This window comes from Nocardia acididurans, from assembly GCF_016741815.1.
In the GTDB taxonomy this organism is placed as follows: Bacteria; Actinomycetota; Actinomycetes; order Mycobacteriales; family Mycobacteriaceae; genus Nocardia; species Nocardia acididurans.
Genome location: NZ_JAERRJ010000008.1, coordinates 214,232 through 227,234 on the forward strand (window position 1 = coordinate 214,232; position 13,003 = coordinate 227,234).

At 69.0% G+C, this 13,003-nt stretch carries 15 protein-coding genes; 9 read left to right on the forward strand and 6 right to left on the reverse strand.

All coding sequences use genetic code 11. The features are described from left to right. The first annotated feature begins 65 nt into the window (after positions 1-65). Entirely contained in the window at positions 66-1,292 is a 1,227-nt protein-coding gene (gene dinB / locus JK358_RS21950; protein WP_201949687.1) for a DNA polymerase IV, read from the forward strand. Positions 1,293-1,313: 21 nt separating this feature from the next. Here the strand turns inward: dinB and JK358_RS21955 are convergent, their stop codons facing one another. Next, on the reverse strand, positions 1,314-2,543 hold the full coding sequence (locus JK358_RS21955; RefSeq protein WP_201949688.1) for a serine hydrolase: 1,230 nt from the start codon (positions 2,541-2,543) through the stop codon (positions 1,314-1,316). A 202-nt stretch (positions 2,544-2,745) separates the two neighbouring features. Between JK358_RS21955 and JK358_RS21960 the strand changes: the two genes are divergently transcribed. Next, positions 2,746-3,015 carry a hypothetical protein gene (locus JK358_RS21960; protein WP_201949689.1) on the forward strand — a complete coding sequence of 90 codons (270 nt, stop codon included), beginning with the start codon at positions 2,746-2,748 and terminating at the stop codon, positions 3,013-3,015. Between the two features lie 61 nt (positions 3,016-3,076). Beyond that, positions 3,077-4,033, forward strand: coding sequence for a helix-turn-helix transcriptional regulator (locus JK358_RS21965; protein WP_201949690.1), 957 nt, complete (start codon positions 3,077-3,079; stop codon positions 4,031-4,033). A 39-nt stretch (positions 4,034-4,072) separates the two neighbouring features. Here the strand turns inward: JK358_RS21965 and JK358_RS21970 are convergent, their stop codons facing one another. Beyond that, positions 4,073-4,861 carry an oxygenase MpaB family protein gene (locus tag JK358_RS21970; protein WP_201949691.1) on the reverse strand — a complete coding sequence of 263 codons (789 nt, stop codon included), beginning with the start codon at positions 4,859-4,861 and terminating at the stop codon, positions 4,073-4,075. 314 nt (positions 4,862-5,175) lie between these two features. Here JK358_RS21970 and JK358_RS21975 point away from each other — a divergent pair, with 314 nt between their 5' ends. Further along, a complete protein-coding gene (locus tag JK358_RS21975; protein ID WP_201949692.1) occupies positions 5,176-6,393 on the forward strand; it encodes a site-specific integrase in 1,218 nt (405 codons plus the stop codon). Between the two features lie 13 nt (positions 6,394-6,406). On the opposite strand, the gene JK358_RS21980 is transcribed toward JK358_RS21975, so the two are convergent. After that, positions 6,407-6,907 (reverse strand): methyltransferase family protein, encoded by a 501-nt coding sequence (locus JK358_RS21980; protein WP_201949693.1) that lies wholly within the window; start codon positions 6,905-6,907, stop codon positions 6,407-6,409. Positions 6,908-6,998: 91 nt separating this feature from the next. On the opposite strand from JK358_RS21980, the gene JK358_RS21985 reads away from it, so the two are divergent. Then, the gene (locus JK358_RS21985; protein ID WP_201949694.1) at positions 6,999-7,442 is read left to right on the forward strand and encodes a MarR family winged helix-turn-helix transcriptional regulator; all 444 of its coding nucleotides are present in this window, start codon (positions 6,999-7,001) and stop codon (positions 7,440-7,442) included. Positions 7,443-7,464: 22 nt separating this feature from the next. On the opposite strand, the gene JK358_RS21990 is transcribed toward JK358_RS21985, so the two are convergent. After that, positions 7,465-8,379 carry a LysR family transcriptional regulator gene (locus JK358_RS21990; protein ID WP_201949695.1) on the reverse strand — a complete coding sequence of 305 codons (915 nt, stop codon included), beginning with the start codon at positions 8,377-8,379 and terminating at the stop codon, positions 7,465-7,467. A 171-nt stretch (positions 8,380-8,550) separates the two neighbouring features. Between JK358_RS21990 and JK358_RS21995 the strand changes: the two genes are divergently transcribed. Continuing rightward, positions 8,551-9,291, forward strand: coding sequence for a tyrosine-protein phosphatase (locus JK358_RS21995; RefSeq protein ID WP_201949696.1), 741 nt, complete (start codon positions 8,551-8,553; stop codon positions 9,289-9,291). Here JK358_RS21995 and JK358_RS39400 read toward each other — a convergent pair. Both JK358_RS39400 and JK358_RS22005 read right to left on the reverse strand, forming a co-directional pair. Next, positions 9,276-9,677, reverse strand: coding sequence for a transcriptional regulator (locus JK358_RS39400; RefSeq protein ID WP_232851673.1), 402 nt, complete (start codon positions 9,675-9,677; stop codon positions 9,276-9,278). The two genes, JK358_RS21995 and JK358_RS39400, sit on opposite strands and share 16 nt — an antisense overlap. Continuing rightward, the gene (locus JK358_RS22005) at positions 9,677-10,384 is read right to left on the reverse strand and encodes an RNA polymerase sigma factor (protein ID WP_201949698.1); all 708 of its coding nucleotides are present in this window, start codon (positions 10,382-10,384) and stop codon (positions 9,677-9,679) included. Before JK358_RS22005 ends, JK358_RS39400 begins: the two co-directional genes overlap by 1 nt. A 158-nt stretch (positions 10,385-10,542) precedes the next feature. On the opposite strand from JK358_RS22005, the gene JK358_RS22010 reads away from it, so the two are divergent. The 3 genes from JK358_RS22010 to JK358_RS22020 are packed head-to-tail and all read left to right on the forward strand — an operon-like array spanning position 10,543 to position 12,864. Then, the gene (locus tag JK358_RS22010) at positions 10,543-10,947 is read left to right on the forward strand and encodes a hypothetical protein (protein WP_201949700.1); all 405 of its coding nucleotides are present in this window, start codon (positions 10,543-10,545) and stop codon (positions 10,945-10,947) included. 17 nt (positions 10,948-10,964) lie between these two features. Next, positions 10,965-11,525 carry a class I SAM-dependent methyltransferase gene (locus JK358_RS22015; protein ID WP_201949702.1) on the forward strand — a complete coding sequence of 187 codons (561 nt, stop codon included), beginning with the start codon at positions 10,965-10,967 and terminating at the stop codon, positions 11,523-11,525. A gap of 16 nt (positions 11,526-11,541) precedes the next feature. Beyond that, positions 11,542-12,864 (forward strand): glycoside hydrolase family 1 protein, encoded by a 1,323-nt coding sequence (locus JK358_RS22020; RefSeq protein WP_201949704.1) that lies wholly within the window; start codon positions 11,542-11,544, stop codon positions 12,862-12,864. Positions 12,865-13,003: the final 139 nt, after the last annotated feature.

Below are 13,003 nucleotides of genomic sequence, written 5' to 3' on the forward strand. Positions count from 1 at the left end.
ACTGGTCGCCTTCGGTGCTGGAAGTAGTGGGGGCGAGGACAACACACCGCGCGGTATGCGAACATATGTTCGTGTCCGGCGGTGAGGTTGGTGGTCTGGGCCGTCCGGAGCGGGCGGCCATTTTGCATGCTGACCTCGACTCCTTCTATGCGTCGGTGGAGCAGCGGGATCGTCCGGGGTTGCGGGGGCGGCCGGTGCTGGTGGGCGGTGGGGTGGTGTTGGCCGCCAGTTATCAGGCGAAGGCGTACGGGGTGCGGACGCCGATGAATGTGCGCGAGGCGTTGCGGTTGTGTCCGGGGGCGATCGTGGTGCCGCCTCGGATGGGGGCCTACTCGGCGGCGAGTCGGGCGGTGTTCGAGATTTTCCGGGATACGACGCCCGAGGTGGAGGGGATTTCCATCGATGAGGCGTTTCTGGATGTGAGTGGGTTGTGGCGGATCGCCGGAGAACCGGTGGCGATTGCGCGGGGGCTGCGCGAGCGGGTGCGCAGGGAGGTGGGGTTGCCGATCTCGGTGGGGGTGGCGCGGACCAAGTTCCTGGCGAAGGTGGCCAGTGCGGTGTCGAAACCCGATGGGCTGCTGGAGGTTCCGGTGGACGGGGAGTTGCGGTTCCTGCATCCGCTGCCGGTGGAACGGCTGTGGGGTGTGGGCGCGGTGACCGCGCGGGAGTTGCGGGAGCGCGGAATTACGACGGTTGGGCAGTTGGCGGAGATGGGTGAGGGGGCGTTGGCGGGAGCACTGGGCCCGGCGGCGGGGCGGCATCTGCACGCGCTGGCGTGGGGGCGGGATCCGCGGCGGGTGGATACGGCGCGGCGGCGGCGGTCCATCGGCGCGCAGCGGGCGCTGGGGCGGCGGGACCGGACCGATGCGGAGATCGAGGCCTATCTGCACGGGCTGGCGGATCGGCTCGGGCATCGGCTGCGCAAGGCGGAGCGAGTGTGCCGAACAGTGGTGTTGCGCTTACGATTCGATGATTTCGGGCGTGCTTCGCGGTCGCATACGCTGCCGGAGGCCACCAATAGCGGGGAGACCATCCTGCGGGCCGCCCGCACGCTGCTGGAGGATGCGCTACCGACCATTCACGAGCGCGGGCTGACACTGATCGGGCTGGCACTCACCAACCTCGACGATGCCGACGTCATGCAGTTGACGCTGCCGTTGGAACCGCGCGCGGAATCCACGCTCGATTCCACGCTGGACGCGCTGCGCGACCGGTTCGGCGCGGGGACCGTCACCCGCGCCGCCCTGTTGAAACGCGGTGAGGGACTGTCGGTCCCGATTCTGCCCGACTGACAGGTCCCGTACTCGCTTCGGTCAGGAATGTCGCGGAATCGCCGTCGAGATCTGGTTGACCAGTCGCCACGGCCGGTCGGCGTCGGCCACGGCCTTGCCGTTGGTGAGCACCGCACCGGACAGCCCGCGCGCCTGATCGGCCCACCCGTACTGCGTCGTCAAACCGCTACGCCCGAAATGAGTTTCGGTTTTCGGGCCGAACTTCGAGCGGCGTCCACCCAGCTCGAATCCCGCGACCGAGACCTTCCCGGCCACGCCCGGAATCCACGGCGCGGGCTGGACGGCGGCCCGCAGATTGTCCGGCCGGATGATCCGCACACCATCCAATTCACCTCCGCGCGCGAGGATCTCGTAGAACCGCGACAGTTCGGCAGCCGTGGTGACGAGATTGCCCGAGGGCAGTTCCGCGGTGAGGAACGCGTCCTGGTCCTCCCGTGCGGTCGGCCCGGACAGCCCGCCGCCGAGCGCCCGCCCCGCCAGATGCCGCCACACCCGCGACGGCCCCGGCCCGACCTTCACACTCGGCACCACCTGGTCGACATCCTCGGGTCGCACGCCGAAGTTGGTCCAGCGGAAGCCCAGTGGATCCAGCACCTGCTCGCGCAGATGCTCCCGCATCCGCTTGCCGGTGGCCCGCTGTACCAGCAGGCGCTGAATCAACCCACTGGTGAGCGCGTGATAGACCCGGAATCGCCCCGGCTTCCAGCTGGGCTTCAGATCCGCCAGGCCCCGCACGGCCAGTTCCTCGTCGAGGACGAGCGCGGTTCCGCTGTAGGGCGGGGTGATGAACGGCACCCCCGCCGAATGCGACAGTACGTCCCCGATGGTGATCCGTTCCTTGCCGTGCGCGGCGAACTCCGGAATGTATTCACACACAGGGTCTTCCAGTGCGAACGCGCCCTGTTCGACCAGCATGAACATCAGCGTCGAGGCCACTCCCTTGGCCGTGGAGAACCCGCAGAACGGCGTCTCCGGCGTCACCGGCACCTTGTCGGCGTCCGGCCCGTCCTTCGGGCCGTTGCCCCACCCGTGCCCGATGGCCCGGTTGAGCAGGATCTTCCCGTCGCGCCGCAGACAGATCTGGATGGCGGGCGTGGTCCCCATCCGGTACCAGTCGCGCACCGACTCCCAGATGGCTTCGACAGCCCGGGGATCCACCCCGGCCGTCGCGGCCTCGTCCTCGTGTCCGACGGTGGTCACGGCGTCCAGATCGGGCCCGATCAGCACCAGCGATGTCGTATTCGAGCTCATCCGACCAGCATAGAGAAGACCAATCGGTAGGCTCCGGCCCCGAGTGAGCGCCGTACGTCCGTGCTTCTCCCCCGCTCCGGCGCGTCGAGGCGTGTCGACGTTTACCCGAGAGCGAACCGGCTATCGCCTCCGATGCCGTGACGCACCCTGGTACGGGTGCGTGCGGATATCCAAGGCACACTGCGGGAAAGGAGTCGACGCCATGGCGGTCTTCGTAGCGGTCGGTCTCGGGGTGAGCGCGGTCGTCTCGGTCCCGGCGATGGTCTTCGGCGGGCTACCGAATCCGAACTATCCACAGCCGGGATACGGATTACCGCCCGGCTGCGTGCTGTTCTGCCCCGCGATCCCCGGGATTCCGGCCGTGCCCGCGCTGCCGGACTGCGCGGTACCGCCCTACGACGACGGCACCGGTTGGACCATGCCACTGAGTCAGGGCGCCTCAGACTCCCCGTTCGGCGTGCTGGGCGAGTGATCCGGCACGCCCCCACGCCCTAGGGCGGTTCTCGTCCTAGGGCTGCGGGACAATCTCGATCATGCTCGAGACTTCCGCCCGATTGCTCCGCCTGCTGTCACTGTTGCAGACGCCTCGCGACTGGACCGGCCGCGAGCTGGCCCAGCGCCTGGATGTCGATATGCGGACCGTTCGCCGCGACATCGACAAGCTGCGCACGCTCGGCTACCCCGTGCACGCCGTCGCGGGCGCGGCCGGATACCGGCTGGGCGCGGGTGCGGTACTGCCGCCGCTGCTGCTCGACGACGACGAAGCCGTCGCTGTCGCAATGGGTTTGCGCACGGCGGCCGGTGGCACCATCGCCGGGATCGAGGACAGTTCCCTGCGTGCGCTGGCCAAGCTCGAGCAGGTGCTCCCCTCGCGGCTGCGGCATCGCATCACCGCGCTGCAGGCGGCCACGGTGACGGTTCCGGCGGGAACCGCTCCCGTCGATCCGGAAACCCTCACCGCCATCGCCGCGGCCATCCGCGATCAGCACCGCCTGCGTTTCGACTACCGAACCCACTCCGGCAGCGATACCCACCGGACCACCGAACCGCACAAACTCGTCCACACGGGCCGGCACTGGTACCTGATCGGCTGGGATGTCGACCGCGACGACTGGCGCACCTACCGCGTGGACCGTCTCCAGCCGCGTATCCCGAACGGACCGCGTTTCGTCCCGCGCGAGGATCCCGGAATCGATCCGGCGGGCTTCGTCTCCCACGGCGTCACCACCGCGCCCTACCGCTATCAGGCCCGCATCACCCTGTACGTGCCCGTCGAAGAGGCCGCGGATCGGATTCCCGCCACGATCGGCGTCCTCGAGGCCGTGGACGCCGACTCCTGCCTGCTGCACACCGGCTCCAACTCGCTCGACGAATTAGCTGTCCACACCGGACTTTTCGGCTTCCGCTTCCGAGTGCACGAACCACCCGAACTCGTCGAGCGCATGCGGGCGCTGGCGAAGCGCTTCACCGAGGCCGTCTCGCCCGGATAGCGCGTCACCCCGGTCCGGCCGCGAGGTGCCGCGTGGCCCTCACGAGGGTGCGGTTCGCGTGAATTCCCAGTCCCTGATCCGGGTTTGCGGAAGGTAGCGCAGGCGGCGGGGCGCGGTACCGATCGCGCCCCGCACGGTGGCGGCATACAGCCCGAAGGCCGCTCGATCGACTGCGCTGGGCCGCGCATCCAGTAGTGCGGCGGCGTCTTCGCGCAGCATCGCGCGGACCGCGAAGCCGGGGAGGACGCCCGGCAGCCAGGCGTCCGGGCGCAGCACCTGCGGCGCGAGTGCGGCTGCCCGGTCGGTGAGGGAAAGTGTTTCGGCGCATTGGGTTTCGAAGTAGTCCGTGAACTCCGCCCAGGTCTCCGGCATGTGCCGGGCGGACACGCCGTAGCTCAGATACCACTCGCAGCATTCCGAATACAGTTGCTCGCGTGCGGGTTCGGTGAGACCGCCGCCGAACAGCTCGATCGAGGCCACGAGGCTGTCGACGTAGGTGGCGTGCTGGAAGAAGAACACCTCGGGATGCAGGGCGTGGTAGCGGCGTCCGCTCGCGTCCTCACCCTTGACGTGTTCGTGCCCGAAGCGGATGACCGTGCGCGGGTCGCGGGCGCTGTAGGCCATGTAGATCATCTGGGAGACCGTGCGTCTCTTGTGCTCCCACAGTCGATTCGACGCGTGCTCGGCCAGCGCGGAGGCGATCACCGGGTGCAGGATCTGCAGGGCGACCGCGCACGGCAGGGTGAGCAGGAAACGCCGGTCGCCGAGGTGACGACGCAGCAGAGCGCCTCGTTGCTCGCCGTGCACAGCCCATCCCCCTTCGGTCATGCCCCCACCCCGGGGCCTGCGTGGCGCGGTGGGAGTCGTCGCAAACGCCGGCCACGCAGGCACCCCGCATCCTGTCCTCGGGTCGCGAGTTGTCGTGGGGTCGTTGACATCTCGCTGGGATCGCGGGGGTTCGAGCATCCGGTGCGATGCTGCGTGGGGCACCACCAGCTCATCACTTCCATTGTCGAACGCTGACAAACATACATGAGATTCACTGCAGTACAGGACGTTTATATAGGCAGAATTGGCATCCACTTAGATTGGCGGCGTTTCCCAAGGCGGACAGCGGGTTCGCGTGCCGTAGGGTCGGGGACATGGCTGAGGCAACGGAATCCGGCGGCGCGGTGATCGCGGTTCCCGACTCGGTGCGCACCGAGCTGCGCCGGGGCGTGCGCAGCGTGCTGGTGGATTCCGCTGCCCTGCAACTGGTCCGGGAGCGCTTCGAGGGCGAGCAGGCGCAGTCGCTGCGCCGCTATCTCGAGGCGTCCCAGTCGGCGAACACGCTGCGCGCCTACCGCACCGACTGGATCGCCTGGGCCGCCTGGTGCGCCGCCGAATCCCGGCAGGCTCTGCCCGCGGACGCCCTCGACGTCGCCGTCTACCTCGCCGCCGCGGCCGACGCCCGCCGCGACGACGGCGAATGGGCGTTCAGCGCAGCCACTCTCGAACGCAAGGCCGCCGCGCTGGCCGCGGTGCACGCGGCCAACGGCCTCCCCTCCCCGACCCGCGCCGACGTCGTCCGCCTCACCCTGCGCGGCATCCGCCGCACCCGCCGCACCCAGCCCAAACGCAAGCGTCCGGTGCTGCTCCACACCCTCGACCAACTGCTCGCCCAGCTTCCCGCCCCCGGCTGGCCCGCCGAACCCGCCCGCCGCCGCGACACCCTGCTGCTGCTCGTCGGTTTCGCGGGGGCCCTGCGCCGCAGCGAGATAGCCGCCCTCCGCATCACCGATGTCACCGTCCACACCGACCACACCACCGGCGAACCGGTGCTCCTGATCGCCCTGCCCACCACCAAAACCGACCCCACCGGCATCAGCGAGCAGCGTGTCGCCCTCCCGCGCGGCCAACGCCCGCACACCTGCCCCGTCTGCGCCTTCGCCGACTGGATCCGCCTGCGTGAGGCCCACCGCACCCACGGCCCCCGCCTCTCGGACTGGCTGGCGGCGAATCCGCCTGCCGCCCAGGACATTCACCGCTGCCATGGCTTCACCGGCACCCGCCTCGCCGAGGACCCCGCCCTCCCCCTGTTCCCCACCATCTCCCGCCACGGCGGCATCGCCTCGACCCCCATGTCCGGCCGTGCCGTAGCCGAACTCGTCAAACGCTACGCCGCCCGCGCGGGCCTCGACCCCGCCCTCTTCTCCGGCCACTCCCTCCGCGCCGGCTTCGCCACTCAGGCCGCCCTCGGCGGTGCCAGCGACCGCGAGATCATGCGCCAGGGCCGCTGGTCCAACCCCCGCACCGTGCACGGCTACATCCGCACCGCGAACCCGTTGGAAGACAACGCGGTAACCAAACTCGGCCTCTGACCCCCTGGAGCGCTCACCCTCTCCACGGGGTGAGGCGTGGCACCCAGGCCGGGACCGCGCGCCGGTACTCGTCGTAGGCGTCACCGAATTGATCACGCAGGGTGGGTTCTTCGTACAGGTAGACGAATCCGGCGACGATCGCGCAGACTGCCGCCGCGTACCAGACCAGGCCGAACCGCGCGAGTACCAGGGCCTGCCCGAGGATTACGGCCACCACCGCCACGTACATCGGGTTGCGCACGTATCGGTAGACTCCGCCGATCACCAGCCGTTCCGTCGGCGCGGCGGGCAGCGGCGTCCCGCGCCCCTCCCGCACGAAACGCGCGAAGGCGTACAGCAGCACCGCGACACCGGCCGCGATCATCGCCACGCCGAGGCTGCTCACCGGGAGCCACCACCGGCCGGTCGGACCGGAGTGCCAGCCGGTGAGCCACCACGGCACGACACCGGCGACCATGCCGGGGGCGAGCACGAACCAGAGTGCGCTGACGACCGTTGCCGAGAGTGTTCGCATGGCACAGCTTCTTTCGAATGTCATCCGCTCATTCGCGCAGGATGCCTGCCTATTATAGGCAGGCATCCTGCGCACCGTCTACGGAGGCGACATGTCCGAAACTTCCACCGCCCCACTGGTCGTGCTGCTGAAGCAGCTCGCCGATCGGATGGTGGGCGAACTGGTCGCGCGACTGCGCGCCGCGGGCTACACCGATATCACGATCGCGCACCACCCGGTCTTCTACAACATCGACCGCGAAGGCACCCGCATCACCGACCTGGCAGCGCGCGCCGGGATGACGCATCAGTCCATGAGCGAACTGGTGGGCGCTCTCGTCGATCTCGGCTACCTGGAACGCGTCCCCGACCCCGCCGACGGCCGCGCCCGCCTGGCGCGTCCGACCCGTCGCGGCCACGCCGCCATCCGCCGGGCGCGCACCGAGATCGCCGACATCGAATCCGCCTGGCTCGACGCCTTCCGCCGCGCCGGGCTCGATCTCGATCTCCGCCCTGTGCTCGCCGCGGCACTTCGCGACCCCGAACCCCGCACCTGAGCGCTACCGGCCGACTGCGCGATCAGGCCGGAATAGGCAGCGGCTCAACGGATTCGAGGCATTCGACGAATTGAGCGACGGCCGGGTTGTCCTCTTCGGCCCGCCAGACCGCGTAGAGGTCGAGGGTGGGTACTGGGTCCAAGAGCTTGACCGCGACGGGGCCGGAGTCCGCGGTACCCAGCCCCATGGACAGGGCCCGCGGGAGCGAGGCGAAGCCGACCACCGGCCGGATGGAGACCATGTGGGCGGTGGCGCCGGGATCGTCGGCGGATTGGCCGACGGTGAGGGCGATGCGGTTCTGGGCGGCGGCGCGGAAGATGGTGTCGTACATGGCCGGGCATTGTTCGCGCGCGAACAGCACGCATTCCTGGCCCTGGAGTTCGGAGAAGGGGACGCCGCCACGTTCGGCCCAGCGGTGCCGGCGGCCCACCAGGGCGACCAGGGGAATGCGATGCAGCATGCGGCGGTAGCGGAAGTCGCCGGTGGTCGGGTGGCCGTAGACGAAGGCGAGGTCGAGGGAGCCGTCGGCCAGGGCGTTGAGCTGCGGGCCGGTTCGCTTCTCCCAGAGCGAGACCTCGATGCCGGGGTGACGGTCGGTGAGGCGGGCCAGAACCTGCGGGAGGACATGCCTGCTGGCGGGGACATTGTAGCCGACGTTCAGGGTCCCGGCGCGGCCCTGGGCGGTGGCGCGGGCGGTGGTCACCGCACGGTCCAGCTGGGCCAGGATCTGCCGGGCCTGGATCTCGAATTCGCGGCCCGCCGCGGTCAATCGCACCTCGTGCGAATTGCGTGCCACCAGTTGGACACCGACCGATTTCTCCAGCTTCTGCAGCTGCGCGCTCAGGCTCGGCTGGCTCAGGTGCAGCCGGCGCGCGGCATGGCCGAAATGCAGCTCCTCCGCGAGTGCGACGAACGAGACCAGATGCCGGAACTCCATGCCATCCCCTCCCTGCGCGTGCCGCTCACGCTAGCCACGCGGGCTAACCGGCGGTGAACACCGAACCCACGGCGGTCGCCGACTCGGTGGCGGGTCGGTGAACCGGGCCGCGGATGGCATGCTGAGAGGCGGTCCGGGATTCCGGTACCGCTGCGAGGAGGGGCATCAACAGTGAAGCGGCACATCGAGTTCCAGCGCCTGCACAATTTCCGCGATCTGGGTGGCTACCGGAGTGCGGACGGCCGGACCGTGCGCTGGCAGGCGCTGTACCGGGCCGACTCCCTCGGCAAACTGGCGGGCACGGACCGGGAGCTCTTCGGTTCCTTGGGAATCCGCACCGTCGTGGACCTCCGCTACCCGTGGGAGATCGACCGGGACGGCGCCGTACCGGATCGAGAGCTGTTGTCCTACGCCAACTTCAGCATCGAGCACCGACCCTACGACCAAGCCGGGACCGATCCCGAGATCGATCCCTGGCGGTTCCTGGCCGACAAGTTCGCGGAGGTCGCGGCGGACGGGGTCGCGGAGATCCGGCAGGCGGTCGAGATGATCGCCACCGCCGACGGCCCCACGGTATTCCACTGCACCTCGGGCAAGGACCGCACCGGACTCCTCGCCGCCCTCCTGCTGACCGCGCTCGATGTCTCCGAGGAGCAGATCCTCGCGGACTTCGCCCTCACCGAACTCGCCACCGCGCGCTTCGTCGCCGACTGGCACGCCCGCTACGCACCGAAAGTCCTGCGCTGGCCGGGTTACGGCCGCGCGCCCGCCGAGGTGATCCGCCTGGCCCTCGACGACCTCACCGCCACCTACGGCTCGCCGATGCGGTACCTCACCGCACACGCCGGGGTGACCGATTCCGTCATCGAGCAACTGCGCGCGCGGTATCTGGAGGATCAGCGCTCGGAGTAGTCGGGCGGCACCGCCGGCAGTCCCTCACTCGCGCGCAGTTTGTCGGCCATGGTGGTCAGCAGGTTCTGCGATTCCTCGCTCAGGTCGTAGGCCCGCGAGGACAGCCGCCGCAACCCGTAGGCCTGCAACTGGGTCAGCAGCTCCAGATCCTCGTCACTGCGATACGCGTGCCGCCGATGCAGCCTGCTCGCGAAATCCGTTCCCGCCGTGCCCGAGTCGACCACGCCCGCATGGTCCACGATGCTGTCCACCACCGCCTGTGGAATCGCCCGCCGCAAGCGCTGCAGCGTCGGATCCACCAGCGAGGACTGGTCGAGCAGTTCGGCGACGGCGTCGGTGAACTCCTCCCCGGCCACCGGCGGCCGGCCACTGTTGTCCTGCACCATCACTGCTCCTCCTCGGTGAGACCGCGGACCCACTCCTGATCGTGTTTCAGCCGCGCCCACCGCTGTTCGACCGCCTTGACCGACGGCCAGCCGAACAGTTCGGCAATCTCCGCTCCACGCAAACCATTAGCCTTTCCCCACACCAGTCCGCGGTCCCGGTCGCCCAGTTTCGCCAGGCGACTGCGCCAGGCCAGCTCGCCCACCACCGACCCGGCGACGTCGTCGCGAGCCGGTACCAGTTCGAGCACGCTGGGCCCGTCCGCGCCGTATATCGGTAATTCGATGCCGACATACAGTTCGTACAGGTCGCCGTTGCGACGACTCCGGCGGAAATGTTCGACGAAGGCCAGGATGCAGCCACCCACGAAATAGGTTGCGAGGCTGGTGCCTCCGTCGGCGCACCAGCCCTGGCCGTCGAGGGCTTTGCGGCGGAACTTGCCCAGGGCGATGGTGACCGCCTCCTGGACGAAGTCCTCGGCGAGCAGGTTGGCGACGAGTTCGCGTTCCTGCGCGGAGGGATGTAGGGGCATCCCCTTCTTCGCGGCCACGGTGAATATCCATCCTGAGCGCACCCAGGGCCCCAGTACCGCAAGTCCTTGGCGAACCAGCTTGTCCGCCAGCGTCTTCCAGGCTCCGCCTGCGAACCCGGCCTTGCGGACGAGATCGAACAGTTCCCGATCCGCTGTTTCTTCGTCCTGAGCTGTCATAGATCCGGCGTCCTCACCCCGCAACACCATCCTGTCCCGCTGTCGAAGAACGTTATAGGCGTGGCAAATTCGCGGACCCCCTTCCGGCAAACTTCTGGCCGATCCAGTGCGTAAATCCTTCCTTGACAACCGGTTTCACGTAAAGGCAGCATTTACACATGAGTGATACGCAGCACAGAGATCCCGCCGACGAGCGGGCGGTCCTGGCAAAACTGTTGTCCACCAACGCCGAATTCGTGGCCGAGGTACTCGCACCGGCCGAGGGCAGGCCCGCGCCGTCGGTGATGGCGGCACTGCGGGCGGCGCGCAGTCTCGACAGCGTCGTCGATGACGTGCTGCGCTCGCTGGTGCGGCAGGCCCGCGACGAAGGGCGGACGTGGGCCGAGATCGGGGAACTGTTCGGAACCTCGCGACAGGCCGCGTTCCAGCGGTTCGGCGGTGCGAGCGCGAGCGGGATGCCGATCCCGCCGATTCCGCCCATGCCGGAGTTCCCCGACCTGCCGCCCATGCCCACGATGCCACCCATGCCCAAGATGCCGGGCTGGCCCTTCCCGAACCACTGAGTCGAGCGAGACCGGCCATGACGGCGACCATCGTGACCCGCGAACCGGCACCGCCCGTCCGTGCGCATCGGCGACTGCTCGCCGCCGCGCGCTGCCGATTCGCCGAGGATCGCCTCGCCGACGCCGTATCGGCGGGCATCGGCCAGGTCCTGCTGGTGGGCACGGCACTCGATACGTTCTGCGCGCACAACCCGTATCACGGCCTGCGGGTCACGAGGCTCGCTCGCGTCGATGAAACCGGCATGGCCGCAGCGGGTTTCGATACCCGGCAGGCCACGTTCATCATTCACCTGGGCGGGGAGCGCACACCGTCGGCCCTCACCGCGACCACGTGCCGCGTGGCCGCGCTCGCGCCGGGCACCGAACTGATCCTCGACTACCTCCCGGACGTGACTGCGCCGGAGCTTGTCGCGACCATGCTGCGCGACACGGGATTCGCGGTGCTGGAAGATCTGGATCCGCGGACGCTAGCCTGCCGCTATCTCGTACTGCCGGACGACGTGAATCATTCGGCCGAACCTCGCATCGTCCGTGCGCGGGTCCGCCATAATGTCGGGCGGCCGCCCAGTTCGCTTTAGCTGGATCAGGAGTCCCATGCGACCGCACACCCGCCGCCACGTCCTCGCCATCGCCGCCGCCGTGACCGCGCTACTCACGGCCGGAGCCCCCGCGGGCGCGGCACCGGCCCCCGACACCGTGCCCGCCTTCGGCCCGGACTTCCACTGGGGTGTGGCCGCGTCCGGCTTCCAATCCGAAGGCCATGCGCCCGACAGCAATTGGACCCGCTACATCCGATCCCACCCCGACTACGACCGCTACGGCGAGAGCGTCGACTTCTACACCCGCTACGCCTCCGACATCGCGCTGGCGAAGAACCTGGGCGTCAACACCTACCGCATCAGCATCGAATGGGCGCGCGTGCAACCGTGGCCCGGCGCCTGGGACGAGAACGGATTCGCCTTCTACGACAGGGTGATCGCCGCCATCCGCGCGGCGGGCATGCGGCCCATGCTGACCCTGGACCACTGGGTCTACCCCGGCTGGGCCGCCGAACGCGGCGGCTGGCGCAGCCCGGACATGGTCGGGGACTGGCTCACCAACATGCGCCGGGTGGTCGACCGCTACGCCGGCGCCGACCCGCTGTGGGTCACCATCAACGAGCCCGCCGCGTACATGCTCAACGAGGTCCGCAACGGCGGCCTGCCCGCCACCGACCTGCCCGTCATGCAGGTGCGCCTGGCCACCGCGCACAACACGATCTACGACTACATCCACGCCGTGCAGCCGGGCGCGATGGTCACCAGCAATGTGGCCTACATCCCCGCCGCCGACGACATCGTCAACGGACCCATGCTGGACCTGATCGGGAATCGGCTGGACTACATCGGCATCGACTACTACTACGGCATGTCCCCCGCGACGGTCGCGCAGTTCACGGCCTTCGCGCAGTCGGAGCTGTGGAAGCTGCCGCTGGAACCGGACGGAATCTATTACACCCTGCGGCATTTCGCCCGCCAGTTCCCCGGCAAGCCGCTCTACATCGTCGAGAACGGCATGCCCACCGAGAACGGCGCGCCCCGGGCCGACGGCTACACCCGCGCCGACGACCTGCGCGACACCATGTACTGGATCCAGCGCGCGCGGGCCGATGGCATGAACATCATGGGCTACAACTACTGGAGTCTCACCGACAACTACGAATGGGGTTCCTACACACCGCGTTTCGGTCTCTACACCGTGAACGTGCTGACCGACCCCACCCTCACCCGCCATCCCACCGACGGGGTGGACGCCTACCGGCTGATCACCCGTGACGGTGGCGTCCCGGCACACTACCTGCCGACCCGCGTACCGGCCACCTGCTCCCTCGTGGACGCCCTCGCCAGTTGCACCGATCCGGTGACGCTGCCGCGCTGACCCCCGGGTGAATTCGCGCGATCGGCGGCCGAATTCGAGTAGCGGATTACTCGCGTTCCACACCCTCCCACGGCAGGAAACTGGACGCGACGGTGACGTGACCTCGCAGCGAGGGGTGTGGTCGCGGCGCCGTTCCGCT

What these genes read in the sequence shown, in the direction of transcription:
- JK358_RS21975 (WP_201949692.1), top strand. Translation starts at nt 5,176, where the DNA reads ATGGCTGAGGCAACGGAATCCGGCGGCGCGGTGATCGCGGTTCCCGAC.
- JK358_RS21955 (WP_201949688.1), bottom strand. Translation starts at nt 2,543, where the DNA reads ATGAGCTCGAATACGACATCGCTGGTGCTGATCGGGCCCGATCTGGAC.
- JK358_RS21965 (WP_201949690.1), top strand. Translation starts at nt 3,077, where the DNA reads ATGCTCGAGACTTCCGCCCGATTGCTCCGCCTGCTGTCACTGTTGCAG.
- JK358_RS21990 (WP_201949695.1), bottom strand. Translation starts at nt 8,379, where the DNA reads ATGGAGTTCCGGCATCTGGTCTCGTTCGTCGCACTCGCGGAGGAGCTG.
- JK358_RS22010 (WP_201949700.1), top strand. Translation starts at nt 10,543, where the DNA reads ATGAGTGATACGCAGCACAGAGATCCCGCCGACGAGCGGGCGGTCCTG.
- JK358_RS21980 (WP_201949693.1), bottom strand. Translation starts at nt 6,907, where the DNA reads ATGCGAACACTCTCGGCAACGGTCGTCAGCGCACTCTGGTTCGTGCTC.
- JK358_RS22005 (WP_201949698.1), bottom strand. Translation starts at nt 10,384, where the DNA reads ATGACAGCTCAGGACGAAGAAACAGCGGATCGGGAACTGTTCGATCTC.
- JK358_RS22015 (WP_201949702.1), top strand. Translation starts at nt 10,965, where the DNA reads ATGACGGCGACCATCGTGACCCGCGAACCGGCACCGCCCGTCCGTGCG.
- JK358_RS21985 (WP_201949694.1), top strand. Translation starts at nt 6,999, where the DNA reads ATGTCCGAAACTTCCACCGCCCCACTGGTCGTGCTGCTGAAGCAGCTC.
- JK358_RS22020 (WP_201949704.1), top strand. Translation starts at nt 11,542, where the DNA reads ATGCGACCGCACACCCGCCGCCACGTCCTCGCCATCGCCGCCGCCGTG.
- JK358_RS39400 (WP_232851673.1), bottom strand. Translation starts at nt 9,677, where the DNA reads ATGGTGCAGGACAACAGTGGCCGGCCGCCGGTGGCCGGGGAGGAGTTC.
- dinB (WP_201949687.1), top strand. Translation starts at nt 66, where the DNA reads ATGTTCGTGTCCGGCGGTGAGGTTGGTGGTCTGGGCCGTCCGGAGCGG.
- JK358_RS21960 (WP_201949689.1), top strand. Translation starts at nt 2,746, where the DNA reads ATGGCGGTCTTCGTAGCGGTCGGTCTCGGGGTGAGCGCGGTCGTCTCG.
- JK358_RS21970 (WP_201949691.1), bottom strand. Translation starts at nt 4,861, where the DNA reads ATGACCGAAGGGGGATGGGCTGTGCACGGCGAGCAACGAGGCGCTCTG.